Origin of the sequence: Streptosporangium subroseum (assembly GCF_900188345.1) — a bacterium.
Classification (GTDB): Bacteria; Actinomycetota; Actinomycetes; order Streptosporangiales; family Streptosporangiaceae; genus Streptosporangium; species Streptosporangium subroseum.
Genome location: NZ_FZOD01000048.1, coordinates 16,543 through 41,976, shown reverse-complemented (window position 1 = coordinate 41,976; position 25,434 = coordinate 16,543). Strand labels below are relative to the sequence as shown.

The following is a 25,434-nucleotide window of genomic DNA, read 5'->3' as shown; positions in this document are numbered from 1 at the left end:
TCTCCGTGCCTGCAATATCAGTAAATATCGCGAAAGATCGCAGAATAACAGTCAGTAGCGGGTGGCGTCCGGGAATCCCAGATCACTTCTCCGCCGATGATCGTCGCGAGGCACCGTCCGGGCCCCTCCTCGATCAGGGTCCGGTACGGCTCCACCCCCACCGGAACGTCGAAGATCGCGAAATCGGCGGGCCCGCCGGGTCCGAGACCTCCTTCGATTCCCAGGGCGTGGGCCCCGCCCAGCGTCGCGGCCTCGACCAGTCTGCGGTCCAGGTCCGCGGCCAGGTAGCCCTGCCGTACTGCGAGATCGCGCAGCACCGCCACGTCCGCCAGCACGTCCAGCGACGGGGAGGAGGAGAGCGAGTCCGTGCCGACCGCGACGAGGTTGCCCTCGGTGAGCAGCGCGGCCACGTCGGGGCCCTCCATGCCGAGCGTCTGGTTGGAGCGGGGGCAGAGCGCGACGACGGTGTCCCGCGCGCGGAGCAGAGCCCGGTCGTCGGCGTCGAGGTGGACGCCGTGCGCGACGTGGCACCCGGGCCCCAGCATGCCCAGCTTGCCGAGGAGCGCCGTCGGGCCGAGACCGGTGCCCCCCTCGCGCAGGACGGCGAAGTCGAATCCCAGCTCCCTGACCAGCAGGGCCAGCGGTCCGGTCCCCGAGACCGTGTACTCCCGCTCGTGCTCGCCCTCCGCGAGGTGGACGTGCAGGCGCAGACCCAGTTCGTGGGCGAGCCCGGTGACGTCCCCGAGCACCCCGGTGTCCAGGGTGTACGGCGCGTGCGGCGAGATCCCCACCGGCTGCCCGGCATCCCGTAGCAGGGCGGCGAACCGTTCCCGCCCCGACGCGGCCCAGCTCTCGTCGGTGTCGCCGAGCACCTCCAGGTACGGCAGGCCGCCGAGGCCGGCGTCCCGCAGCGCGCCCAGGGCCTCGAGGTCGGTGACGACGTCGGCGGCCGAGGTCGTCCCGTACCGCAACGCCTGCCGGGCGCCGTCCCGGGCACTGGCCGCCCAGTCGATCGGGGCGCCGAAGTAGACCTCGTCGAAGGCCGTGGACCACTCCTCCAGGGAGGCGTAGCGCTGCCGGCCCACCTTGGCCATGTACGTGTACTGCAGGTGCGTGTGGGCGTTGACCAGACCGGCGACCATCACCCCGTCCCAGCGGGTCTCCTCCTCCCCCTGCCACTCGGCCATGATCTCCCTGCGCGGGCCGGCCGCGATGACCCGGCCGTGCCGTACGACCAGGGCGCCGTCGCGGATGAAGGGGGCGCTGACCGGAAGGATCAGCGGTGCGGAGTGGATCACGGCGTCCACACCTCTCCGAACGGGCCGAGGATCTTGGTCGCGGTCATCGCCCCGGCGAGCACCGCGAAGCCTGCCAGGACCAGGTAGTCCGTACGGCCGAAGGCGAGTTCGCGCATCCAGGTGCGGTGCTTGGCGCCGAAGCCGCGCAGGTCCATGGCGTTGACGGTGTCCTCGGCGTCGATCAGCGCGTTCACCGTCACCGGGACCACGACGGGTCTCAGCGAGAGGAGCTTCCTGAACGGGTTGCGGCTGCGGCTGTGCTCGTAGCCGCGGACCCGCTGGGCGTCGACGGTCTCGCGCAGCGCGGCGGCGGTGGACGGCAGGAACCTGAAGGTCAGGTCCACGCCGTAGGCGAGGCGCTGCGACAGGCGCAGGCGGGCGAGGGCGGTCCCGAGGTCGCTGGGCGCGATGTTGAAGGCCACGGGGAAGCTGACCATGCTGAGCGAGATGTAGCGGAGCAGCGTGGTCACCGCGTACGACAGCGTGGTCCAGGTCATCTCGGTCCCGGTGACCGGGATGGTGAACAGCGCCGGACCGGTTCCCGCGCGGGTGTCCGCTCCGGTGACGACGCTGTTCACCACGACCAGGATCAGGGTGAAGGTGAGCAGCAGTGCCCAGTTCGCCCTGACCTCGCGCCACGGAATGCCCGCGGCGAGGTAGTACAGCCAGGCGACCGCGGTGCAGAGCAGCATGCCGCGGACGTCGGCCACGTTCGCCACCGCCACGAGATAGAGCACCGGGACCAGCAGGAGCAGCCGTGGGTCACGGCGCCCGAGAAAGGACCCCGAACCCAGATACCGTGGCGTGATGTCCATCGCTTACAGGCCCGCCCGCTTGGCGAGAGGCTCCCAGGCCGCGTCCAGCACCGGGACGAGGATGACGACCGCGATGCCGTTGGCCAGCAGCGCGGGGAGATAGTTCAGGGTCAGGAAGACGTTGAAGTCGACGCCCTCCTGGAACCAGATGTCGGTGATGACAAAGAGGAGCCCGAGCGCGGTCGCGACGAGGGCGCCGAGCGCGGTGACGATGTGACGCACCGCCTCGTTGGAGATGGGCGGGATCGCGGCGAAGATCAGCGCGGCGATGGCGCCGACCAGTCCGTTGGCCACGCTCCAGTTCCAGTACTGCAGGCCGGAGCCCTGGAGGAGGTCGATGATGACGTTGCCGACGAAGCCGACGAAGAAGCCCGCGATGACGCCGAAGCGCTTGCCGAAGAACGGCACGATCGCGAACGCGGGCCGGACCGTGACGCTCTGGGTGCCGGGGATGAGGAAGCTGAACAGGCCGAGCACCGCGTAGAGCGCGGCGCCGACGGCGCCGAACACCACCGTCCTAGAGTTGATCGACCATGGGGAGTGCTGCTGCGATAAGGCCCCGGTGCTCATGATGGGGGGTTTCCTTCCTGGTGGGACTGGTGGGAGACGAAGCGCGCGAGGTCGAACGGGTGGGGAATCCCTCCCGCGCCGTGAAGGCCGTTACGGCCGTGCAGGTGGTCGCGGATGGCCCGGACCAGGCTGGTCTGACGGAGCCCGGCGCGCGTCCACACGTCCGCGCTGCCGGCGAGCTCGGCAGGCGACATGTCGGCGACGATCCGGCCTCCGTCGACGACGACGATCCGGTCGGCGGAGGTCAGCGCCAGGTCGACGTCGTGGGTGATGAAGTAGACGCTCTCGGTGGCGGCCAGGACCTGCCGCATGAACAGGGTCGTGGTGTGCAGGTCCTGACCCGCGGTGGGCTCGTCGAGGATGAGCGTGCGAGGCCGCATGGCCAGGGCCAGGGCGACGGTGAGCCGGCGCTGCTGGCCGAAGGAGAGCGTGCGTGGCGAACGGTTCATGATGTCGTCCTCGTCGTCGAGGAGCATCGCGCGCAGCACCTCCCCCGACACCCGCTCGATCTCGGCGGCGGACCAGCGGAGATTGCGGGGCCCGAAGGCCAGCTCATCGGCGACCGTCGCGCAGAACAGCGCCTGGCCGGGGTTCTGGAAGACGTATCCGAAGGTGGTGGCCAGATCCCGGGTCGAGCGCTCGACGATCGGCGCTCCGTCCACGTGGACCGTGCCGCGCAGAGGTTCGAGGAGCCGTACGGCGGCACGCAGCAGGGTGGACTTCCCCGCCCCGTTCCTTCCGAGGATCGCGACCCGCTGGTGGGTTCCGAGCGCCAGGTCCACGTCCTCCAGCACGTTCCGCTCGCCGTACCCCAGCGTGACCCGCCGGTAGTCCAGCCGCGGGTCCGGCCGTGCGGAGGCGGGTCCCTTCGCGGGAGGCGTGCCGCCGGAGGCGGGCGTGATCTCTCCACGGGGCAGGCCGGGGGCGGGGGGCAGCTCCGCGGCCCTGGCCACGAGCGTCCCGAACGGGAGCTTCACGTGGGCCACGGGCGCGGTCGCGAGGAAACCGTCCACGTCCCCCGCGTAGCTGCTCCGCCCGCCCTCCACATAGAGGACCTGCGTGGGTGCGAACTCCAGGATCTCCTCGACCCGGTGCTCGACGACCACGGCCGCCCCGCCCTCGTCGACGAACCGGCGCAGCTCCCGCATGAGGCGCAGGCTCGCCTCCAGGTCGAGGTTCGCGAGCGGCTCGTCCACCACGACGATCCGGGGCCGCATCACCAGCACGCCGGCGAATGCGACCATCTGCAGCTCGCCGCCGCTCAGCTGGGCGGTGGCCCGGCCGAGCAGGTGCCGGATGCCCACCCGCTCGACCACCTCGCCGATCCGGCGGCGGATCTCCGCGCGGGTCAGCCCCAGGTTCTCCGGGCCGAAGGCCAGCTCGGTGTCGACGGTGGTGCCGACGATCTGCTTGCTGGGATCCTGGAGCAGCGTGCCGACGACGGTGGACAGCTCCCTGATGGTCTGCTCGGCCACCGGCCGCCCGCCGACCAGGACCTCACCGGTCACCTCGGCGCGGTAGGCGTGCGGGATGAGCCCGTTGAGCAGCCGGAGCAGGGTGCTCTTGCCGCCGCCGGAGGGCCCGCTGACCAGCGCGAGGTCCCCGGGACCCACGGCGAGGTCCACCCCTGCGAGCACCTGCCGGCCGGTGGAGTGGTAGCGGACCGAGGCGCCGCGGAGCTTGATGGTCACAGGCCACTTCCCAGGAACTCTCGCTGCCGTGCGGACGGTGTGTCGAGGCCGATCCCCAGCGCGCGCAGCTTGAGCCGGGCGACCCGCTCGTCCAGCTCCGCGGGCATGAGGTGGACCGCGTGCGCCATCGCGTGGCCCCGCCGGACGAGGTGCTCCACCGCGAGCGCCTGCACGGCCAGCGAGAGATCCATGATCTCGATCGGGTTCCCCTCGGCCGCGGCGCAGTTCACGCACTCCCCCTCGGCCAGTACGGTGACGCCCGGCGGCACGTCGCCGGTCTCGACCTCGTCCGGCACGCCTCCGGCGACGGCCACCACGGCACCGGGCCTCATGGCCCGCAGGTGCTCGCCGGTGATCGTGTGCGCGACGCCGGTCGCGGAGAACACCAGGCCCGCCTCCGGGCAGGCGTCGAGGAGCGGCAGGACCTCGTACCCCTCGTGGTGGGCGCGGAGCGCGGCGAACGGCTCCACCTCGCTCACGACGACCCGGGCGCCGAGCGCCCTGGCGTAGCGGGCCACCCCCTGGCCCACGTACCCGTAGCCCGCGACCACGCAGACCTCGCCGGCGAGCTGGAGGCCGGTGAGGTCGAGTGCGGCCATCACGCAGGACTGGCCGGTCCCGTGCACGTTGTCGAACAGGTATTTCGAGCGGGCGTCGTTGACGGCCAGCACCGGGATCCGCAGCTCGCCCCGGTCCTCCATCACCCGCAGGGGACGCAGCCCGCTGGTCGTCTCCTCCGCGGCTCCGACGAGCCCGTCCAGGAGATTCTCCGCGTGCGCCAGCCGTACGACCCTGGACCCGTCGTCGACCAGCACGTCCAGCCCCTCGCGGAGCATGCGCAGCGCGAAGTCCCTGTCGTCGGCGGGCGAGGCGTCGGAGCGGGCGAGCACGGTGACGCCCGCGTGCGCGAGGGCGGCGGCCACGTCGTCGGCGACCTCGCTCGCCGGGCAGGTCACGATCACGTCTGCCCCGGCGTCCCTGAGCGTCAGCGCGAGGTTCGCGGTCTTGGGCTCCAGCATGAGCACCAGGCCGACCCTGCGCCCGGTCAGGTCGAGCTGCCCGGCGATCGTGTCGAGCACCGGCATGAAGCGCCGCGCCCAGGAGATCTTCTCCAGTCCGCGCGCCCGGAGCGAGGGATCCCTGATTCCGGCTAACACGCGCGGTCCAGCACGGACGCCTCGCGGCCGTGCTCCGGCCCGTACGCACCGTCCGGCACGGAGACCTCGTGACCGTGGTCCGGCCCGTACGCACCGTCCGGCACGGAGGCCTCGTGACCGTGGTTCGGCCCGTACGCGCCGTCCAGCACGAACACCTCGCGGTCGGCGTCCAGCCTGTACGCGGTGATCCCGTCACGGACCCTCGTCCCCACCGGCCCCGCGAACGGCTCCGCAGGCACGGCGAGCAGCTCGGCGGAGGGCTCCGCGGTCGTCCCCGCGGGCACGGCGAACAGATCGGCGGACGGTTCCGCGGTCGCCAGGATCGCGCCGTCCCGCAGGAGGCCCAGGTGCTCTCTCTTCGCCCCGACCACCAGATCGGCGACCGGCAGCGCCCTCTCGGCCGGCAGCACCCGGTGGCCGTGGAGCGCGCCCGCCGGGTCGGTCACGAGGGTCTGCGCGCCCATGGCACGGAGGCGGGCGGCCAGCTCGGGTTCGTGCCCGAGGACGGCCACCCGCTTGCCCGCCATCAGCAGGTTGGTGAGGCGCAAAATATTCTGGATAACGGTCTGTGCCCGACGGTGTCCGTCGCTCATGGTCTCTAATCCGATCTTCGCAAGGTCCGATTAAAGGGGAGAGCCATGGCTCATGACAATGTTCGTTCACGTAATGACACATAAGGGATGTCCGATGTGACCCTCCCGCCGCCGGCCGAGGACCCGCCCGTCCCGCTCCGCCGCCGGCCGAAGATCCGCCCAGCTCCGCCCCGCCGCAGGCCCGGACCCCTCCCCGTCCCGCCACACCTCCGGACGGGTCTCCGCCGCGCTCCCCGCCGCTCCGGTCGACGGGCCTCCCCGGTGTGCGAACACCAGATCGACATGCCGTTTTTGTGAGATTGTTGATCTAGGTTCACTTACAGGAGGTGTTCGGTGTCAAGGGCGACGTTCCGAGAACGACTGCGCTACTGGTTCGACAACACGATGTCGCGAGGCACGGTGGCGCTGATCGGCTGGCTCGCCCTGGTCTCACTGGGTCTGATCCTGATGGTCACGCTGCTGAGCCTCTGGCTGACACCGTCCGAGGCGGCGAAGAACCACGGCGTCATGGGCATGATGTGGGTGGCCCTGATGCGGACGCTGAGTCCGAGCAAGATCGCCAGTGACACGGGGAGCGCCCCGTTCATCGCGTTGATGTTCGCCGCCTCACTGGGCGGGATCTTCATCGTGAGCGCGCTCGTCGGTGTGCTCTCCAACGGGCTGAAGAGCAAGTTCGAGCAGCTGCGCAAGGGCAAGTCCCGGATCATCGAGACCGGGCACATCGTGATCCTGGGCTGGTCGGAGCAGGTTTTCACGATCGTCACCGAGCTGGTCCAGGCACACGCGAGCGACCGCGGGTCGGTCATCGCGATCCTGGCCGACAAGGACAAGCTCGCCATGGAGGACGACATCCGGCAGCACGTGGGCGACACCGGCAGGACCAAGCTGGTCTGCCGGACCGGGCGGCCCACCGAGCCGGCCGACCTCAAGCTGATGAACCTGGACGGCGCCCGTTCCGTGGTCGTCCTGTCGCCGCAGGGCGACGACCCCGACGCGCACGTCATCAAGACGCTGCTCGCGCTGGCCAAGCGGTCCGGCGACCGCCCGCCGGTGGTGGCCGCGATCGCCGCGACCGCCAACATGGCGGCCGCCCGCCTCGCCGGCGGCCCGGACGTCCACCTGGTCGACTCCGACGACACCGCCTCCCGGCTCATCGTCCAGTCCTCCCGGCAGTCGGGCATGTCCGTGGTCTGCATGGACCTGCTCAACTTCACCGACGGCGAGATCTACCTGCGCTCGGACCCGGACCTCACCGGCATGACGTACGGCGAGGCGCTCCCGGCCTACCAGACCGCCACGGTCATCGGCCTGCGCCGCGCCAGCGGGGTCATGCTGAACCCGCCCATGGACACCGTGATCTCCCCCTCGGACGAGATCATCGTGATCGCGCATGACGACTCGCTGATCCATCTGGCCGCCGGCACGCCCGGGGCCGAGGAGGACGCGATCGTCTCGGCCGAGCACGTCAAGCCGGGCACGGAGCGGACCCTGATCCTCAACTGGAACAGCAGGGGCCGCCAGATCGTCCGCTACCTCGACGGATACGTCGCCCCCGGCTCCGTCCTGGACATCGCCTCCGACCACCCCGACGCCGCGTTCGGCTTCGAGGGGCTGGTCAACCTCACGGTGAACGCCAAGGACTGCGACACCTCCGACCGCTACGCGCTGGAGTCCCTGGGCCTGGGCGTCTACCAGCACGTGATCGTGCTCTCCGACGACCGCTACGGCACCGACCACGCCGACACCCGGACCCTGATGACCCTCCTGCAGCTGCGGGACATGCAGACGTCACTCGGCGAGCGCTACTCGATCGTGAGCGAGATGCACGACGAGAACAACCGGAGCCTGGCCGAGGTCACCCAGGCCGACGACATCGTGATCAGTGACACGGTCATCGGCCTGCTCCTGGCCCAGCTCGCCGAGAACCAGCATCTGGCCGAGGTGTTCGGCTACCTCTTCGACTCCCGCGGCTCGGAGATCTATCCTCGCCCGGCGAACCTCTATGTCCGCCCGGGAGCCCCGGTCGGCTTCGCCTCGGTGATCGAGGCGGCCCGCCGTCGCGGCGAGACCGCGATCGGCTACCGCCTGGCGGACCGGGTGAACGAGGCTCCGCACTTCGGCGTCGTCCTCAATCCCAGCAAGTCACGACCGCTCGACCTCGGCCCCGACGACTCGGTGATCGTCCTGGCCGAACGCTGACCCCGTGACCGTCCTGGCCGGACGCCGCCCAGGTCTCCGGCGGCGTCTCGGGCTCCCCTGCTCCGCCCGGATCAGGCAGTGATCATGAAAGCCAGTCCGAGCAGAACGGCGACGGGGATCAGCCACACCACGGCCTCAACTGCGAACTCCTTGTACACGGCGAGCTTCTCCCTCTATGTCCTGCTAAATCCACGAAAACGACGATGCGCAGCATATGCGCATCGGGAGACCTCTCCGTACTCGGGCGCGCCCCTCCCCCGCACCGGCCGCGGCGATGCGGTTCCGGCACGCGCCCCCCGGCCGGACCGCTCGGCCCATCCGGCACGCGTCCACCCGGCCGGGCTCACCCGGGGTGCGCCCTGAAGGAGGGTCACCCGCTCTTGGCCGAGCTGTCCTCCAGGGGTGCGTCGGGGATGGAGGCGCGGAACCAGCGGGTGCCGTACGGCTCCAGCGTGAACTTGACCCGGCCGCTGCGGGGCAGTTTGAGCGTGCCGTCCACCAGCAGGTCGGTCAGCACGTCGCAGTGGCCGAGCTTTTCGAGCGTGAGCTCCACCTTCGCCTCGCGGTCGGCGAAGTTGTGGACGGCGACCACGGTGCCGCCCTCGGCGTCGGCCCGGTGGGCCAGCACGGCCTCGTCCCCGGCGTCCAGCACCTCGTAGGCGCCCCAGGCCAGCTCGGGCGACTCCCGGTAGCGCTCGATCAGCAGCATGATCCATCGGAGCATCGAGTCCGGGTCGCGGCGCTGGTCGTTCACGTTGACGTTCTTCGGGCCGAACTTCCCCGTGGGAGACGGCACGAGGGTCTTGGGGTTGGGTGAGAACCCGCCGCTCGCGGACCACTGCATCGGGACCCGGACGGCCATCCGACCCTCGCCCTTGAGGTTCTCGCCGAGGCCGATCTCCTCGCCGTAGAAGAGCACCGGCGTACCCGGCAGCGAGAACAGCACGCTGTAGGCGAGCTTCATCCGTCGCAGGTCGCCGTCGAGCATCGGCGGCAGGCGACGGCGGAGGCCCCGATCGTAGACCTGCATGTCCTTGTCGGGACCGAAGGCGTCGAAGACCTCCTGCTTCTGCGACTCGGTGAGCTTGTCGAGGGTCAGCTCGTCGTGGTTGCGGACGAACATCGCCCACTGGGAGTCGTCGGGCGGCTCGGGCCGCTCGCGCAGGGCGTCGGCGAGGAGCTCCGGGTTCTGGCGGGCCATCGACAGGTGGAACCGCTGCATGGCGATGAAGTCGAAACACATGGTGACCTCGTCGCCGTTGTCGGCGTCGCCGAAGTATTCCATCAGGTCCGGGTAGGGCAGGTTGACCTCGCCCAGCAGGATCGAGGTGCCGTCGCGGCGGTTCATGAAGGAGCGCAGGTCGGCGAGGAACTCGTGCGGGTCGCCGCCGATGCCCTCGATCAGGAAGGGCACGGCGTCCACCCGGAACCCGGACAGCCCGAGCTCCATCCAGAAGCCGAGGATGCGCGCGATCTCGTCGCGGACCTCCGGATTGGCCGTGTTCAGGTCGGGCTGGAACTTGTAGAAGCTGTGGTAGTAGTACTGGCCGGTCTTCTTGTCGAGCTCCCAGAGGCTGTCCTCCTTGTCGGGGAAGACGATGGCCTTGGGATCGACGGGATCGGGCTTGTCCTGCCAGATGTACCAGTCCCGTTTGGGCGAGTCCCGGCTGGAGCGCGCCTCCTTGAACCAGGGGTGCTCGTCGGAGGTGTGGTTGACCACGAGGTCGGCGATCACGCGCATACCCCGGTCCCTGGCGGTGCGCATGAACTCCACGAAGTCGCCCAGGGTGCCCAGACGGGGATCAACGGAGTAGAAGTCGTCGATGTCGTAGCCGTCGTCGCGGCTGGGGCTCGGGAAGAACGGCATCAACCAGATGCAGGTCACGCCGAGCCGGTCCAGGTGGTCGACCTGCTGGGTGAGACCGCGGAAGTCTCCGATGCCGTCGCCGTTGCCGTCCTTGTAGGTCTCGACGTCGAGGCAGTAGACGACCGCGTTCTTCCACCATAGGTCAGCTGTGTAGGTCAGTCGCATGCATGCGCACTACCCCCGCATGGCACGTTTATGAGATACGGCGGGTATGAGCTGAAAGCCCCCGATGAAATATCCCGGAATCACTCCGGGTGCCTTGCCATATCCGAAACCTCCCCCCAGTTGTGGAGGCTTCTATGACGCGTGCCCCTGTGGTGCGTGCGATGGCGGCGTTAGCCGTCATCGCGACCTCATTGTTCATCGCCCTGACCATGTCCCCGCGCCTGGGTCTCGACCTGCGCGGCGGCACCCAGATCGTGCTGGAGACGAGAGACTCCCCGACCGTCAAGGCCAACGCCGAGGCCACCGACCGCACCCTTGAGGTGCTCCGCCGCCGGGCCGACTCCCTGGGGGTGGCGGACGCGCCGCTGGCCCGTTCCGGCGAGCGGCGCATCATCGTGGAACTGCCCGGCGTGCAGGACCCGGCCAAGGCCGCCGCGATCATCGGCAAGACCGCCCAGCTCACCTTCCACCCCGTCCTCGCCGTGCCCGACGCCACGGCCAAGGCGCGGAAGGGGGAGCAGATCATGAACGATGAGTACGGCGCCAAGCTGCTCCTCGGACCGGCCCAGCTCACCGGCGACGGTGTCAGCGACGCCGGGGCAGGGAACGACGCCCAGCTGGGCGGCGGCTGGTACGTCGCCGTCGACTTCCGCGAGCAGGGTCGTGAGGCGTGGGCCAAGCTGACCGGCGCGGCCGCCTGCAACCCGGTGGGCGACCCGAAGCGCAGGGTCGCCATCGTCCTCGACTCCAAGGTCGTCGTCTCGCCGCAGATGAACTCGGACGTGGCCTGCAGGGTGGGTCTGCCCAGCGGCTCGACGCAGATCACCGGCAACTTCACCGCGGATGAGGCCAGGGACCTGGCCACGCTGATCAAGGGCGGTTCCCTGCCGGTGCCCGTCGAGATCGTCGAGCAGCGGACCGTCGGCCCGACGCTCGGCGCCGCCGCGATCGCGGCCAGTGCCCAGGCCGCGGTCATCGGCGTGATACTCACCGCGCTGTTCATCATCGTGACCTACCGGCTCGTGGGCTTCATCGCCGCGATCGCCCTGATCTGTTACGCGCTCATCTCCTACGCGGCGCTGGTGGGACTCGGCGCCACGCTCACCCTGCCCGGCCTCGCGGGCTTCGTGCTGGCGATCGGCATGGCGGTCGACGCCAACGTGCTGGTCTTCGAACGCGCCCGGGAGGAGTACGCCCTCGAACCGAACTTCAAGACCGCGCTGGAGAAGGGCTTCCGCAACGCCTGGAGCGCGGTGGCCGACTCCAACATCACCACGCTTCTCGCCGCGGGACTGCTGTTCTTCCTGGCCTCGGGGCCGGTGCGCGGGTTCGGCGTCACGCTGAGCATCGGCGTGGTCGCCTCACTGATCACCGCGATGGTCATCACCCGCGTCATGACACAGTGGGCGATGAGCCGCAGGAGCGTGCTGGATCGGCCGAAGCTGACCGGACTGTCCGACATCGGGCGCGTCCGGACCTGGCTGAACGCGCGCAGGCCCGACCTGATGCGCCGCCGTGCGCTCTATCTCGCGGTCACCTGCGCGCTGGTGGGCGTCGCGGTGGGCGGCCTGATGGTCCGAGGGCTCAACTACGGCGTGGAGTTCACCGGAGGCAGGCTCGTGGAGTACTCCACGAGCACCCCGATGACCGCCGACGCCGCTCGCGAGCTGGTCAGCGGCGTGGGCTACCCGAACGCGGTGGTGCAGTCGTCGGGCGATGACATCTCCGTACGAACCGGTCAGATCGGCAACGCCGAGGTGGCGAAGATCGAGACCGCGCTGGAGAGCAGGGGAGGCCAGGTCACCAAGGAACGCGACGAGCTCATCGGCCCGAGCCTCGGGGACGAGCTGCGCCGCAACGCGCTCATCGCGCTGTGCGTCGCGCTCGCCGCGCAGCTCGCCTACCTCGTGTTCCGGTTCCGGTGGACGTTCGGGCTCGCGGCGGTGCTGGCCCTGGTCGCCGACGCGGCGATCGTGATCGGCACGTTCGCGTGGTTGAACAAGCCGGTGGACGGGGTCTTCCTGGCGGCGATGCTCACCGTGATCGGCTACTCGGTCAACGACAAGGTCGTGGTCTTCGACCGCATCCGCGAACTGTGGGGAGCGCAGCGCAAGGTCTCGTTCGAGGAGGTGGCGAACACCGCGATCCTGCAGACCGTGCCCCGTACGGTGAACACGGGCCTGGGGGCGCTGTTCATCCTGGCGGCGCTGGCCATGCTCGGTGGCGACTCGCTGACGAACTTCGCGGTGGCGCTGCTGATCGGCATCATCGCCGGCACGCTCTCCTCGGCGCTGGTCGCGGTGCCGCTGGCGATCGAGCTCGAGAAGCGCAGCTCCACACCGCCGCCGCAGCCCAAGCGCAGGGGGAAGGTCGCCGCCCCCGAGGGGTCGGGCGCCGTGCTCTGACCGCACCGAGGCTCATGGAGGGCGGCTCCCGCCCTCCATGAGCCCGCGGAGAACCCCTCCCCCGTGACCCGTCAGGGGAGGGGGAACGTCAAGGAGGTCGAGTAAGAAAGCAAGAATGTCCTCAACCTAGCGATATCCCGCTAATGTGCTTCGCGTCTGATTCCCCTGCTCTGGAAGGCGGATGCCCTCATGGCGGACGACTACGCGATGACTTTCAAGATTGTCGATGTCGATAACGACGGCTTCATCTCGGCCAACGAGCTGACGCAGCTCATGGAGGTGCTCGGCCAGCCGATCACCATCGAGGCTGCCACCGAGGCCATCGCCAAGATCGACCACGATGGCAACGGTCTCATGTCCCTGGAGGAGTTCGGCAACTACCTCAAGTAGGCCCGAAGAGGAGACGTCCCGAACAGACCTCGATCCGGCCCTCGCCGATGCGCCGCTGTCCCCGAGCGCGTGGTCCTCGACCCCGAGGCCCTCGGCGAGGCCAGAGGTCGGCATACCGACCTCATGGCACCTCTGGCAACCGCTGACCTGGCGGCACTCCCGACGGTTCGCCCACGCTCGACCCGTGAATCCCCCCTACCGGCCGCGATGAGCCAGTCGCGGGCCGAGCGTGGATCAGATCCATTCCCCGCCGGCGCGGTCTCGACACCTGCCGCCGGTTTCGGCATGCGCGCACGGTGACCGCCTCACCCTCCCGTACGGCATCTGGCCAGGTGCGGCGAGAAGGTCCCGGCTCCGATCGACTCCGTTCGGTATGCGCGCCCGATGATCGCCCCGCCCTCCCGTACGGCCCGCGGCCAGGTGAGGTACGAGAAGCCCCGGCTCCGGTCAGCTCCGTTCGGTCTTCTCCTGCTCCGCGTTCTGCCCGGGACGCCCGGGACGCCCGGAACCCCCGGGGCGTTCGGGAGCCTCGGAGCGGCGGACGTAGACCGGGGTCCCCGTCGGGATCATGTCGTAGAGGGGTCTGGCGTTGTGGAGCGGGACGCGGATGCATCCGTGGGACGCGGGACGCAGGGGGACCCGTTCGGAGCCGTGGAAGCCGACCTCCCCATTGAAATAGACGGTGTAGAACTGCTCGCCCAGGGGCCCCTTGGTCCATCCGGGCGTCCGGAACCAGGCGCGGAAGTCACCGACGGGCGTGACGGCGACCCCGCAGCGGCCCTTCTCGCAGTAGTGCTCGCCGTTGCCCGTCGAGATGTGGGTGACCAGCGCGGGCTTGCCGTCCTTCCAGGCCGTGAGGAGCTGGCGCCGCAGGTCGATCTCCACCCTCGTGGGCTCCGCGGCGCGCACCAGCGGCCTGAACCGCGCCGGGTGGGAGAGCGCCCGCCAGGTCGTCAGGTCGACCTCGTCGGCGGGAGGCAGTTCGTTCGCCTTCTGGAAGGCCCATACGGCCGCGCGCAGGGCGGGACGGTATTCGGGGCTGGGAGACCCCGAGGCGAACCCCAGCCGGTCGAGCCGCCTCTGGACCTGCTGGACCTGGGCCCCGCTGTCTCCGACGCGCAGGGTGGTGAACCCCGACGCCGCGACGCTCCCGGTCTGGGGCACGGAGGAGCCGGCATGAGGCCTGGGCGCCCCCGGATGTCCCGGTGGACCGATACCAATATGCGCACTGCCGATCGGCAGGCACGCGGTCAACGTGAGGATCGTGTTCGCGACCAGAAAACACTTGACGGTTCTTCGCATATTTCACGCCCATCCGCTCTCCGGCGAAACCAGTCAGAAGGAATACGAGTACGTGCGATCCTCTACGGCCGAACGCACCAGACCGACGGCCTCCTGGGCGCATCCCCAGGAGAAACTGAACCCGGCCCCACCGTGTGCGAAATTGTAAATGATCTGCCCTTCTTCATCCCATTCCAGGCAGACGTTCTCCCGCCGGAAAGGCCGCAACCCAACCCGGACCGGCTCATCGGGATCCAGCTCGGCACGTCGCAGTGCGGGCATGAACGCCAGGCAGCGTTCATACATCTCCCGCACCGGACCATGATTCTCCAGGTTGATATCCGTACCCCATTCGTCCTTTTCCGCCAGTCCTCCGAGAACAAGGATTCTCTGGCTACGCGGCACGATGAAGACGATGTCCTGTTCGTCTTTCCCCTCGGTGTGGGAGACGCAGTGGGCCTCGTTGATCCGGCATCCGCGAATCCCGTCGTTGCGGACCCGTACCAGCGCGCCACGGAGCGGATACATGTCGATGCCGCGGAGCTGGGCGGTGCCGAGACCCGCGCAGCACACGATCGCCTCGGCGTCGAACCGGTCGAGGAGCTCGGCTCTCCGGTCGGTCAGCAAACCCTCGACTCGGTACTGCTCGACCTGCACGCCGTGAACCTTGACCTGCCGCATCAGCCACATCATGTACTGGTCGGTGTCGATCATGGGCGCCATGTGGGAGTACGCGTCGACCACGCCGTAATCGGGACTGATGCCATTGCGTTCCGCGAGTGACCGGTCGCGGACGAAGCCGCGCACCTTCCCCGCGAGCTCCTGCATCTTGTGCAGGTCCTGCGGATTCTCCTCGACGGGATGCCGGAAATAGAAGTTGGATCTCCGCATGGCCACCCCGGGGACTTTGGCCCGGGCCAGCTCCTCGAACATTCCGTACGAGGTGACGCACCACTTCTTGGAGCGAGCGAGTGAGATCTGATCGTGGTGGTAACCGCACACCGCGGGCGGCCACTCCCACAGCGCGCCCGCGACGACCGAGACAATGTCGGGTGCGAATTTGTCCGCGATCACGGTGACGCGGAATCCTTCCCTGGCCAGACAGAGCGCAGTCGTCAGTCCGCTCACGCCTGCCCCGACGACAAGTATCTTCCTTGAACTCGCGCGCACCTAAGAACGCCTTCTTCCTGAATTCATCCAGCTCGATCACTTTTCGGCACGGTCGACCACGGGAGGCCGCCATGACGAATGCTGAAACCCTTCCAGGGTAAATCGGGATACCGCCGAACCCGGGAGCCGAGGAAGGCCTATCGCAGGAGAAGAGCAACCGCGAGTCGATGGGAAACCGTTACCGGTAAAGGCAACGATCCGGATCGAATGGTGGCAAAGCCGCACCGGACCTGAATCCTCCGATGGCGAGCGTTTGGTGGCGAGCTGGATTTTCGCAATCAATCCATCGATCGACGGGGGCCAATATTGACATATTTTTAGCCGATCCCCAGCGGTTACGACGGGCCGATAAGGGCCTCGGGGGGCTGGATTGCCTGCGTTAATATTTGGGCTCGCCTATATGCCCCTATTGGCAGCACCGAGCGCGGCTTCGACGGCACGGATCGGAGGGCAGGCAGCCGTCGTGTCCACCGGACGGGCCGGACCGTCATCACGTTCACCGAGCGGGCCGGACGGCCGTCACGGCGGCGTCGTCAGACGGTGGTGGAGACGTCCCGGGACATGCCGAAGGCCTGAGGCGTGGGTCGCCTCAGGCCTTCGGTGAACGGTGAAAAGGGAGTGTCAGGCGGTGGTCAGATAGATCTGGCCGAAGACCTCGGAGAGCTTCTTGAGGTCGGTGGCCACGTCCACCTCGGGGGTGGTCAGGTCGTAGACGGCGGCCATGCGGCGCTGGATCGGAGTGAGCTTCTTCAACTCGTCCCAGGCGGTCAGCCGGCTCGCCGTGCCCTGGGCGTTCTGGACGCGGGTCCAGAGGTTCACCTGCTGAGCGGCACCGTCCATGACGGGCTTGGACACCCGGGAGGCGACCTGCTCGGCGGTGACCTCACCGACGAGACCGGTCTCCTCTGCGGCGACCTGGGCCAGGACGTCCCACGAGCTGGCGCGGACCTGGATCCACTGGTTGCGCTGCGCCTGCTCGGCGCTGATCTTCCAGGGCGTGTAACCGCCGTACAGCAGGCCGGTGTCCAGGGAGATCTGGTCGATGCCCCCGGCGGTCAGGGATGCCTCCAACTGCTCGGGGACGAGCAGCGGGTACTGCTTGCGCATCTCCGTCTTGCAGGCGGCGTTCGCGCCACAGGCGAACTCGGGCACGACCGTGTGCACGCCCAGCCGCTTACCGGGCGCGGCCTGGCGCAGGGCCGTGGACGCGGCGGTGACGAAGGTGTTGATCTCCTCCGCCGTCTTGAAGTTCTTGTTGTAGCCCAGCTGGGAGGTGAAGCGGATCCCGGCCACCTCCGGCCGCGCGGCCAGTGCGCCGATGCGCTTGACGGCCGCGGCGAAGGTCGTCGTGCCCGCCTTCCAGTCGTCGGCCAGCTCGGTGTCGATCCAGACCCTGAATCCGTCGGCCTTGGCGGCGGTGATCGCCTGGCCGGTGGGGGTCTGGGCGGCGGCGGCGACAGCGGCGGTGTCCTGCAGGGTCACGTTCTTGGTCGTCGCGGCGCCGACGGGGAGCTTGGAGCCGCCCAGCTCCGATCCGCTCACCGTCCCGTCGCCACCGGCCTCATACCCGCCGATCGCGCACTCCTGGCCCGCTTCGCACTCGGGCACCCCGCCGTCCTCGGCGCCCTCGGGGACGGGTGAGTTCTCGTCGCCCGAGATCTCCTCGCCCTCCGGCGTGGGGCAGACGTCCCCCGGAGAGGAGCAGTCGAGGAACTTCCCGTCCTGGGGAGTGGCCTCCTTGAGGTTGGCCGAGTCGTTGGCCCCCCAGAACAACGCGACGTCAAGGGCCTCCTCCGGCTTCGCAAGCCACACGCAGACGACGTACGCGGGGGTGTCGGCACCCATCAGATCGTTGCAGCTACGAGGGTCGTCAGCCTGCGAGTAGGCGGCCCCCGGCGTCATGACACCGACGACCGCGAGCGTGGCGCCGATGGCGAGAGCCCGGCGCAGAGAAAATCGCATGTACAGAACTCCCCGGTAAAGCCGGTCAAAAGCATCAAAACAATTTGTTTGCACTCTAGCCAGACGAGATCACCCCAACAACCCCGGTCAGGAAAACAACTCCGGTCACGAAAACATCGAAATCTCCACGTTCCGGAGGCCGTCCGGTGCGCGGTCGTGACCACCGATCACCGATCGGTCTGGCCGCTCGTGCGCAGGCCACGGGCGGGAATCCGCTCGTGAAGACCGAAGCGGGGCTCGGGCTTGCGGCCGCCCTCAAGGATCTCCGCAACGTACTCGGCCAGGGCCGGGGCGTGCTTGAAACCGTGTCCCGACTCGCCGCCGAGCAGCCAGACGCCGTCCTCCGGCTGGGCGATGATCCACTCGCTGTCGTGCGTGAAGGTGTACTGGCAGACCTGGCTGAACAGCACGGGCGCCCCCACCAGACTCGGGAACCTGCGCCGGAGGTAGGCCCGCGAGACGTCCTCGCTCGCCGCCGAGATCCTGCGGTCCCCGGTCTCCGCGTCGTACGGCTCGCCCTCGGCGTCCGACGACACCTTCATCCCGAGCCCGTCGATGTCCCCGTGCCCGTAGATCGACGCGTCGTAGTCGACCCACGCCGGGGTGTCCCACCCGCCCGGCACCGCGAAGTGCAGCGTGTCCTGCTTGGTGACCTGGAGGTCCACGAGCCCGGGAAACAGCCGGGGCAGCCAGGCCCCGCACGCCCAGACCACCCGATCCGCGCGCAGCACCTCCCCGCCGACCCGCACCGACCCGCCGTACGGCTCCGCCCGCCCCCTGACCAACTCGACCCCGGCGGCGAGGGCGAGCCTGGCCGTCACCTGCGTGGCCCGCCTGGCCCTGACCACTCCGGCCTCGGGCTCCCAGAGCGCGAATTCCAGGTCGTCGCCGCGGAAGTCGGGGAAGGCGGCCCCCGCCCTGGCCGGGTCCCAGATCTCATGCGGAATGCCGAGCCGTTCCAGAACCGAGGCGCTGGAGTGTTCCCACCCCCGCGCCCGCCGGGCGAACCAGAGCATTCCCATCTCCGCGTACAGCTCCTCGCCGACCCGGTCACCGAGCTCCCGCCACAGCTCACGGGCCCGCCGCGCCAGCCGGGCATACCATTCGTCGGTGCCGTGCGCGGACCGCAGCAGCCGCGTCTCCCCTGCGCTCGCCTGCCGCAGGTGCCCCGGCTGGTACTGCTCGACCAGCGTGACCCGCCACCCCGACTCCGCCAGCCGCAGCGCCAGCGACGTTCCCCAGATACCCGCTCCGACAATGACGACGGACCTCATCGGCGTCCCCTTCCCCAGACCACACCTCCACCGTGGGCCACGTCGGCTCACGACCGCAAGCACCGGCGATAATCGAGGGCATGCTCTCAGCCCAGCGGGTGCTCTGATGGCGGCCGAAGCGTCGCAGACCCTCGAACGCGGCCTCCGCCTGCTCCGCCTGCTCGCGGACGGCCGCCGCGGCCGCACTCCCACCGAGCTCGCGGCCGAGCTGGAGCTGAGCCGCCCGGCGGTCTACCGCCTGCTCACCACCCTCCAGAGTGAGGGCTTCGTCCGCCGCGACGGCAACGGCCGCGTCCACCTCGGCTTCGGCGTCCTCGTCCTGGCGCGCGCCGTGCAACCGCTGCTGCGTGACGGCGCCCTGCCCACCCTGCGCAGGCTCGCGGAGGAGGTCGGCGCGACCGCGCACCTCACCGTGGCCGAGGGAGACGACGGCCTGGCGGTGGCGGTGGTCGAGCCCTCCTGGACGAACATGCACGTCGCCTACCGCGAGGGCTCCCGCCACCCCCTCGCCCGGGGCGCCGCCGGGCTCGCCATCCTCGCCCTGCGTGAGGGCCGTACCGGCTATCTGATCACCGAGGGCCAGCTCCAGGAAGGCGCCCGCGGCATAGCCGCCCCCGTTCCCGGCCTGCCCTGGCTCGAAGCCTCCGTGGGCGTGATCGCCTTCACCCCCCTGGATCCCGGCACCATCGGCCCCCGGGTGGCCGGCGCCGCCGCCGAACTCGCCCGCTCCCTGACCTGAGAGGGCATTTGAGACTGCTTGGTCACGATGGACGTGCTGTCATCGCGGCCGGCTCACAGGTGATCGACAGGGGCGGGCACCGCGTGAACGTCGCCACCCCTCCGGCCCGCGGCGGCCACCTGAGCGCGGCGGTCGGTCCAGACCCGGCTGAGCTGAAGGACGCTCATGCCGAACATCAGCACGCCCAATGGGACGTGCAGGGTCTTCACGTGCGCGATGCCCAGCGCTATCTGCGCCAGCGTGAGCCCCATGAACACGGCCGCGTACAGGATGGGCCTGGGCGAACCGCCGCCCGGCCGCCACACCAGGATCGCGGTGACCAGGTGCAGCACCGCCACGGTGAACACCCCGTACGCCGAAACACTGTGCAACGCCCGTCCGCCGGATGAGGAGAGCAAAAGTCCGGCGGTGATCGGCGCGGAGAAGAGGACCAAGGTTTGCAGAGTGATCACGGCACGCAACAACACGGGTGACTCCTTGACGACTGGGGGACGGGGTGATCCGCATGCTGGACGGTGTCCCAGTAGTCCGACGACACAACCGCGGGGAATGTGAGGCGACGCGCCCATCTCACATTCCGGGGGTGTGTCGTCGCTCCGGCGAGGACGGCCGCGACCGAGGAAAGCGCCCCACCCTGACGGCCGAGGTGCTTCGACGGCCCCGCGTCCGGGTGGGTCTAGTGCTGTGGCCCCGTCGTCCACGGCCGGAGCTTGTCGGGGTTGCGCACGGCCCAGATGTGCTTGATCCGGTCGCCCGCGACGTCGAACGCCACCACCATCACGGTGACGCCGTCTCGCTGGGCCACCAGACCGGGCCGGCCGTTGACCGTACGCTCCAGGAGCGTCATGTCGGGCACCCTGCCGGCGATCTCGACGGCGTAGCGCACGACCTGCTCGGCGCCTTCGACCGGGCGGAGCACGGCGCTGACCAGGCCGCCACCGTCGGCGATCGCCGTGGCGCCGGGGTCGAGAAGGCCGATGAGGGCGTCGATGTCCTTGGCCTCCCACGCGTGCTTGAAGTCCCTGACGATGTCGGCCTGCCGGGCTGCCGTGGTCGCGGGAGCCTGTGAGTCGCGGATGCGGCGGCGGGCCGAGGAGGCCAGCTGGCGGCAGGCCGCGGGGGTGCGGCCGACGATGTCGGCCACCTCGGCGAAGGAGTAGCGGAAGACGTCGTGCAGGATGAGCGCGACGCGCTCGGCCGGGGTCATCGCGTCGAGCACGACGAGGAAGGCCATGGTGATCGACTCATCCAGGGTGACCCGGTCGGCCGGGTCGGCCGTGGTGTCATCCGACCGCCTGCTGATCCACTCCGTACGGTCGGGCAGCGGCTCGGGGATCCATTCGCCCACGTAGCGCTCCCGCCGGGCCCGCGCCGAGCCGAGCAGATCGAAGCAGATGCGACCGGCGACGGTCGTCAGCCAGGCGCCGGGGGATTCGATGGCCTCCCGTTGCTGCCCGGGCATGGCGTACCAGCGGGCGTAGGTCTCCTGGACGACGTCCTCGGCGTCGGCCAGGGAACCGAGGAGCCGATACGCGAGATTGATCAGCTGACGCCGTTCGCTCATGATCGTGCTCAGGCTCGGATCGAGCCGGTCGTCTCCTGGCTCGGATGGGGTGGTCACGGTGTCGCCGACTTTCCTTGGTCGCGTCTGTCCTCACCAGACCGACGACGCAACCCTCCGGAATGTGAGGTTGACGCGTCACCTCGCATCCCGCGGTCGTGTCGTCGAACTACTGAGACACCATCCAGCACACAGAAAAGCCCGGTTACCCTCGGCCGGTATGCGGATCGCCGCTGAAAGCCCGCAGGGAAGAACGTGATCGGCCCCGGCGGGGACGTCACCGGCTTCCGGCGCCGTACGACGCCCGCCGGGCCTTCCGGGAACCCGCCCGCGCGCCTCAGGTCTCCTTGAGAACCCGCTGGAGAAGCGCCGAGGTCTCGGTCGGCGGTTCGGCCTCGACGACCAGGCGGTTCATGACGTGCCAGTAGCCCTCGATGTCGGCCTCCCTGTCGGGATAGAGAGCGCTGGTGAGCTGTTCGAGATACACCACGTCGGGGAGCTCGTTCTCGGGAAAACGCAGGATGGTGACCGGTCCCCCTGCCGCGGCGTGGCCGCCCGCGCTGAACGGCATCACCTGGATGGTGACGTGAGGAAGCTCGGCGAGCTTGATGAGGTGCTGGATCTGGGCGCGCATCGTCACGGCGCCACCGATCGGACGGCGCAGCGCCGCCTCGTCCAGTACGGCCCACAGCATGGGCGGGTCAGGCCGGGTGAGGATCCGCTGACGGCGCATCCGCAGGCCGACACGCCGCTCCATCTCCGCACTCGGGGCGTTCTGGTGGCCGAGCCGGATGGTGGCGCGCGCGTAGTCCTCGGTCTGCAGCAGGCCGGGAACGAACTGGACCTCATAGCTGCGGATGATCGAGGCCGCCTGCTCCAGCCCGACGTAGGCCTCGAACCAGCCGGGCAGCACATCACCGTAGGCGTGCCACCAGCCCGGCGCGTTGGACTTCTTGGCCATGGCGAGCAGGTTCTCCCGGACGGCGCCGTCGCCGACGCCGTAGAGGGTCAGGAGGTCGGCCACGTCGCGCGGCTTGAATCCGGTCCGGCCCATCTCCATGCGACTGATCTTGGAGTGTGACGCCCGGATCGACTCTCCGGCGCTCTCGCACGTTATCCCGCCGCTCTCGCGCAGCCGGCGCAGCTGCAGGCCCACCATCATCCGCAGCACCGTCGGCCCCGCATGCTCGCAGTCCAGGACACGATCGTCGGACAAATCACTTGCGTCCTGAATAGCCGCCATACTCCCTCTTTGTCGAGAAGCTGTGTATTTCCGATACCTCGCCGCCCCAAGCCTTCCACGTTCCCGGCCCGGTACGAGAAGACGGGTTCCCTGACATGGCATTCTCACCATTTTTCAGGGCGTTGTGGGAGGGATTTCCAGGGCATCACCGGAGACTTGCCGCAATGTTGCCGGAAACGCTCCGCACCCGAGACGATGGCCTTCGTCGGCAACTGCACTTTTGTCCTAATTGTACCTTTTTGCGCGATGTTGACGGTTCCGGGAAACGCGGAGAGTGAGCGATAAACGGCTCCCGGAAAAGTGGCAAACCGGCAAGATAGCAACATAAAGGTCTTCTCCACCGCCGGTACCGAAGGAAAGAGCCTCCCCTTGCCCGACGACTTTTCCCCTCGCCCTCTCGGCCAGGAGCCACCGGATCCCGACCAGGAATCGCCGAACGAGATCGACACCGGCGTGGCGCACTCGGCCCGGATCTGGAATTACTGGCTGGGCGGCAAGGACAACTACGCCGTCGACCGCGAGATCGGCGACCAGTTCCGTGAGGTCTTTCCGGACATCGTTGACATCTCCCGGTCCTCTCGGGCGTTCCTCGCTCGCGCCGTCCAGTATCTGGCAGGAGAGGCGGGCATCCGCCAGTTCCTCGACATCGGCACCGGCCTGCCGACCGTCGACAACACCCACGAGGTCGCCCAGCGCGTGGCTCCGGATTCCCGCATCGTCTACGTCGACAACGACCCTCTGGTCCTGGCGCACGCCCGCGCCCTGCTCGTCAGCACCCCGGAGGGCAGCACCGAATACATCGACGCCGACCTGCGCGACCCGGAGAAGATCCTGGTCGCCGCCCAGAACACCCTGGACCTCACCCAGCCGGTCGCGCTCATGCTGATGAACATCCTGGGACACATCCCCGACGCCGAGGTGCGGCCGATCGTCAGCCACCTGCTGGACGCCCTGCCCTTGGGCAGCTACCTGGCGATCGCCGACGGCACCAACGTCATCCGCGGCAAGGAGTTCGACGAGGCGATCGCCATCTGGAACGACGCCGGTTCGACTCCGTACTTCCTCCGCAAGCCGGAGCAGATCTCCCGGTTCCTCGACGGCCTGGAATTGGTGGAACCCGGAGTGGTCTCGTGCCCGCTGTGGCGGCCCGAACCCGGCGGTCTCGACATCGGTCACGAAGTGGACGAGTTCTGCGCCGTCGGCCGGAAACCCTGACGCGCCGTCCATCGCCCTCCCTTTGGGACGAGTCCTGCAAAGGGTGACCCAAAAGGCGCAACGCGGCGATTCCGGATGACCTTTTCCCTGGTCGGCGGCTTACGGTGGGCATCATCCCGATGGCCAACCCCGTTGAAGGGAAACAGGTCCTCATGAGGATCGTCGTCGACCTCAACCGGTGCGAGGGATACGCGCAGTGCGCGTTCCTCGCACCGGATGTGTTCACCATGCACGGTGAAGAAGCGCTGATGTACACCCCTCACGCCGATGACGCGCAACGCGAGCACGTCGTGAGGGCCGCGGCCGCCTGTCCGGTCCAGGCCATCCTGGTCGACCAGTGGGCCGACCAGCGGGCCGACGAGCCGACCGTGGCGAGGGAGGCGGACGTCCATGTCGGTTGACGGACCCTCGCAGGCGTTCAAACGGCACGGCCGCATCGTCATCGTGGGTGCCTCGCTGGCGGGCCTGCGCGCCGCGGAGACCCTGCGCAAGGAGGGTTTCACGGGGTCGCTGACCATGATCGGCGACGAGCCTCAGGAGCCCTACGACCGGCCGCCGCTCTCCAAGCAGGTCCTACTGGGCCGCATGCCGGCGGACGGCGCTCCCCTTCCCCGGCGATGCGCCATCGACGCGCAGTGGCGGCTCGGGGTCGCCGCCACGGGGCTGGACCTGGTCGGCAAGCGGGTGCGGATGGCCGACGGCGAGGAGGTCGCGTTCGACCGCCTGCTGATCGCGACCGGCACCCGCGCCCGGCCGTGGGTGAAGGAGGCCGAGGCCGACCTGGACGGGGTCTTCGTCCTGCGTACCAGCGGGGACGCGGTCCTGCTGAACCGGCGGCTGACCGCCAGACCTCGGCGGGTGCTCATCATCGGCGCCGGGTTCACCGGCTCCGAGATCGCCTCCGCCTGCCGTGAGCGGGGGCTGGAGGTCACGGTGGCCGAGCGCGGCCCCGCCCCTCTGGTGGGAGCGCTCGGCGGCGTCATCGGCGCGGTCGCGGCGGAGCTGCAGCGCGCGCACGGCGTCGATCTGCGCTGCGGCATCACGGTCACCGCGCTCGAAGGCGACCCGGCCGGACGGCTCACGCGCGCCCATCTGTCCGACGGCACCGCGCTGGACGTGGACGTGGCGGTGGTCGCGCTCGGCGCGATGCGCAACACCGAGTGGCTCGCGGGATCCGGAGTGGCCGCCGGCCCGCGGGGAATCGCCTGTGACGCCGGGTGCCGGGCCTTCGACGTCCACGGCATCGTCACCGACGACATCTTCGTCGCCGGGGACGTCGCCCGTTCGCCCCACCCGCTCTTCGCGTACCAGTTCCTCTCGCTGGAGCACTGGGGCAACGCGGTCGCGCAGGCCGAGATCGCGGCCCACAACATGATCGCTTCCGGACCCGACCGCCTCCCGCACCTGTGGGTTCCGGCCTTCTGGTCCGCCCAGTTCGGCGTCAACATCAAGTCCACCGGCGTACCGACCATGGGTGACAAACTCATGATCACCCAGGGGTCGCTCGCCGAGCACCGCTTCGCCGCCGCCTACGGCTTCCAGGGCCGCGTCATCGCCGCCGTCACCTTCGACCAGGCCAGATGGCTGGACTTCTACCGCAAACTGATCGAGTCGGCCGCGCCGTTCCCGCTCGACTTCGCCAACGTGGACCGGCGCCCCGAAGGGCTGCGGCCGGTCCCGGCCGAGTTCCCGGATCCCTCCCTGCCCTCTCACGGGCCCACCGTCACCCTGAGCGGCTACTCGCCCAGCGACCGGCGGGTCACGTTCACCCCGGCCCATGCGTGACGACGAGCTTCCCGACCGGACCTTCACGACGGTGAGCGTCCCGACCGAACATTC

General features: G+C 69.2%; 22 protein-coding genes. 7 read left to right on the top strand and 15 right to left on the bottom strand.

Features of this window, described 5'->3' with window-relative positions; genetic code table 11:
- Positions 1 to 17: 17 nt before the first annotated feature.
- The 6 genes from CHC08_RS33870 to CHC08_RS33845 are packed head-to-tail and all read right to left on the bottom strand — an operon-like array spanning position 18 to position 6,079.
- On the bottom strand, positions 18 to 1,298 hold the full coding sequence (locus CHC08_RS33870) for an amidohydrolase family protein (protein WP_089211483.1): 1,281 nt from the start codon (positions 1,296 to 1,298) through the stop codon (positions 18 to 20).
- Complete coding sequence (locus CHC08_RS33865) at positions 1,295 to 2,113, bottom strand: energy-coupling factor transporter transmembrane component T family protein (RefSeq protein ID WP_089211461.1); 819 nt, start codon at positions 2,111 to 2,113, stop codon at positions 1,295 to 1,297. The genes CHC08_RS33870 and CHC08_RS33865 overlap by 4 nt, the downstream gene beginning before the upstream one ends.
- Positions 2,114 to 2,116: 3 nt before the next feature.
- Positions 2,117 to 2,683, bottom strand: a complete 567-nt coding sequence (locus CHC08_RS33860) for an ECF transporter S component (RefSeq protein WP_089211460.1) — start codon at positions 2,681 to 2,683, stop codon at positions 2,117 to 2,119.
- A complete protein-coding gene (locus CHC08_RS33855) occupies positions 2,680 to 4,374 on the bottom strand; it encodes an ABC transporter ATP-binding protein (RefSeq protein ID WP_089211459.1) in 1,695 nt (564 codons plus the stop codon). The genes CHC08_RS33860 and CHC08_RS33855 overlap by 4 nt, the downstream gene beginning before the upstream one ends.
- Positions 4,371 to 5,531: an adenosylhomocysteinase gene (locus tag CHC08_RS33850; RefSeq protein WP_089211458.1), complete on the bottom strand. Its 1,161-nt coding sequence runs from the start codon at positions 5,529 to 5,531 to the stop codon at positions 4,371 to 4,373. The genes CHC08_RS33855 and CHC08_RS33850 overlap by 4 nt, the downstream gene beginning before the upstream one ends.
- On the bottom strand, positions 5,525 to 6,079 hold the full coding sequence (locus tag CHC08_RS33845; protein ID WP_089211457.1) for a Rossmann-fold NAD(P)-binding domain-containing protein: 555 nt from the start codon (positions 6,077 to 6,079) through the stop codon (positions 5,525 to 5,527). Before CHC08_RS33845 ends, CHC08_RS33850 begins: the two co-directional genes overlap by 7 nt.
- 378 nt (positions 6,080 to 6,457) lie before the next feature.
- On the opposite strand from CHC08_RS33845, the gene CHC08_RS33840 reads away from it, so the two are divergent.
- Positions 6,458 to 8,323, top strand: coding sequence for a CASTOR/POLLUX-related putative ion channel (locus tag CHC08_RS33840; protein ID WP_089211456.1), 1,866 nt, complete (start codon positions 6,458 to 6,460; stop codon positions 8,321 to 8,323).
- 370 nt (positions 8,324 to 8,693) lie between these two features.
- Here CHC08_RS33840 and CHC08_RS33835 read toward each other — a convergent pair whose 3' ends face one another.
- Positions 8,694 to 10,355, bottom strand: a complete 1,662-nt coding sequence (locus CHC08_RS33835; RefSeq protein ID WP_089211455.1) for an alpha-amylase family protein — start codon at positions 10,353 to 10,355, stop codon at positions 8,694 to 8,696.
- 134 nt (positions 10,356 to 10,489) lie between these two features.
- Here CHC08_RS33835 and secD point away from each other — a divergent pair, with 134 nt between their 5' ends.
- Positions 10,490 to 12,760 carry a protein translocase subunit SecD gene (gene secD / locus CHC08_RS33830; protein WP_089211454.1) on the top strand — a complete coding sequence of 757 codons (2,271 nt, stop codon included), beginning with the start codon at positions 10,490 to 10,492 and terminating at the stop codon, positions 12,758 to 12,760.
- 189 nt (positions 12,761 to 12,949) lie between these two features.
- Entirely contained in the window at positions 12,950 to 13,150 is a 201-nt protein-coding gene (locus CHC08_RS33825) for an EF-hand domain-containing protein (protein WP_089211453.1), read from the top strand.
- Between the two features lie 447 nt (positions 13,151 to 13,597).
- On the opposite strand, the gene CHC08_RS33820 is transcribed toward CHC08_RS33825, so the two are convergent.
- The 4 genes from CHC08_RS33820 to CHC08_RS33805 form a co-directional block, all read right to left on the bottom strand.
- Positions 13,598 to 14,314: a L,D-transpeptidase family protein gene (locus CHC08_RS33820; protein WP_179282362.1), complete on the bottom strand. Its 717-nt coding sequence runs from the start codon at positions 14,312 to 14,314 to the stop codon at positions 13,598 to 13,600.
- Between the two features lie 171 nt (positions 14,315 to 14,485).
- Complete coding sequence (locus tag CHC08_RS33815) at positions 14,486 to 15,601, bottom strand: FAD-dependent oxidoreductase (RefSeq protein ID WP_089211451.1); 1,116 nt, start codon at positions 15,599 to 15,601, stop codon at positions 14,486 to 14,488.
- Positions 15,602 to 16,222: 621 nt separating this feature from the next.
- Positions 16,223 to 17,563 (bottom strand): hypothetical protein, encoded by a 1,341-nt coding sequence (locus CHC08_RS33810; protein WP_089211450.1) that lies wholly within the window; start codon positions 17,561 to 17,563, stop codon positions 16,223 to 16,225.
- Between the two features lie 167 nt (positions 17,564 to 17,730).
- Positions 17,731 to 18,837 carry an NAD(P)/FAD-dependent oxidoreductase gene (locus CHC08_RS33805; RefSeq protein WP_089211449.1) on the bottom strand — a complete coding sequence of 369 codons (1,107 nt, stop codon included), beginning with the start codon at positions 18,835 to 18,837 and terminating at the stop codon, positions 17,731 to 17,733.
- Positions 18,838 to 18,943: 106 nt separating this feature from the next.
- Between CHC08_RS33805 and CHC08_RS33800 the strand changes: the two genes are divergently transcribed.
- Positions 18,944 to 19,576: an IclR family transcriptional regulator gene (locus tag CHC08_RS33800; protein ID WP_089211448.1), complete on the top strand. Its 633-nt coding sequence runs from the start codon at positions 18,944 to 18,946 to the stop codon at positions 19,574 to 19,576.
- A gap of 53 nt (positions 19,577 to 19,629) precedes the next feature.
- Here the strand turns inward: CHC08_RS33800 and CHC08_RS33795 are convergent, their stop codons facing one another.
- The 4 genes from CHC08_RS33795 to CHC08_RS48670 all read right to left on the bottom strand — a co-directional run bounded on the left by CHC08_RS33795 (position 19,630) and on the right by CHC08_RS48670 (position 22,721).
- Complete coding sequence (locus CHC08_RS33795) at positions 19,630 to 20,043, bottom strand: hypothetical protein (protein WP_218825617.1); 414 nt, start codon at positions 20,041 to 20,043, stop codon at positions 19,630 to 19,632.
- A gap of 209 nt (positions 20,044 to 20,252) precedes the next feature.
- Entirely contained in the window at positions 20,253 to 21,197 is a 945-nt protein-coding gene (sigJ, locus tag CHC08_RS33790; protein ID WP_089211447.1) for an RNA polymerase sigma factor SigJ, read from the bottom strand.
- Between the two features lie 277 nt (positions 21,198 to 21,474).
- Positions 21,475 to 22,380 (bottom strand): helix-turn-helix domain-containing protein, encoded by a 906-nt coding sequence (locus CHC08_RS33785; RefSeq protein ID WP_089211446.1) that lies wholly within the window; start codon positions 22,378 to 22,380, stop codon positions 21,475 to 21,477.
- 104 nt (positions 22,381 to 22,484) lie between these two features.
- Positions 22,485 to 22,721, bottom strand: coding sequence for a hypothetical protein (locus CHC08_RS48670; RefSeq protein WP_143653440.1), 237 nt, complete (start codon positions 22,719 to 22,721; stop codon positions 22,485 to 22,487).
- Between the two features lie 28 nt (positions 22,722 to 22,749).
- Here CHC08_RS48670 and CHC08_RS33780 point away from each other — a divergent pair, with 28 nt between their 5' ends.
- The 3 genes from CHC08_RS33780 (at position 22,750) to CHC08_RS33770 (ending at position 25,380) form a co-directional block, all read left to right on the top strand.
- Positions 22,750 to 23,595, top strand: a complete 846-nt coding sequence (locus CHC08_RS33780; protein ID WP_089211445.1) for an SAM-dependent methyltransferase — start codon at positions 22,750 to 22,752, stop codon at positions 23,593 to 23,595.
- Between the two features lie 119 nt (positions 23,596 to 23,714).
- Positions 23,715 to 23,996, top strand: coding sequence for a ferredoxin (locus tag CHC08_RS33775; RefSeq protein ID WP_245878720.1), 282 nt, complete (start codon positions 23,715 to 23,717; stop codon positions 23,994 to 23,996).
- Positions 23,986 to 25,380 carry an NAD(P)/FAD-dependent oxidoreductase gene (locus tag CHC08_RS33770; protein ID WP_089211444.1) on the top strand — a complete coding sequence of 465 codons (1,395 nt, stop codon included), beginning with the start codon at positions 23,986 to 23,988 and terminating at the stop codon, positions 25,378 to 25,380. Before CHC08_RS33775 ends, CHC08_RS33770 begins: the two co-directional genes overlap by 11 nt.
- The last annotated feature ends 54 nt before the right edge of the window (positions 25,381 to 25,434 follow it).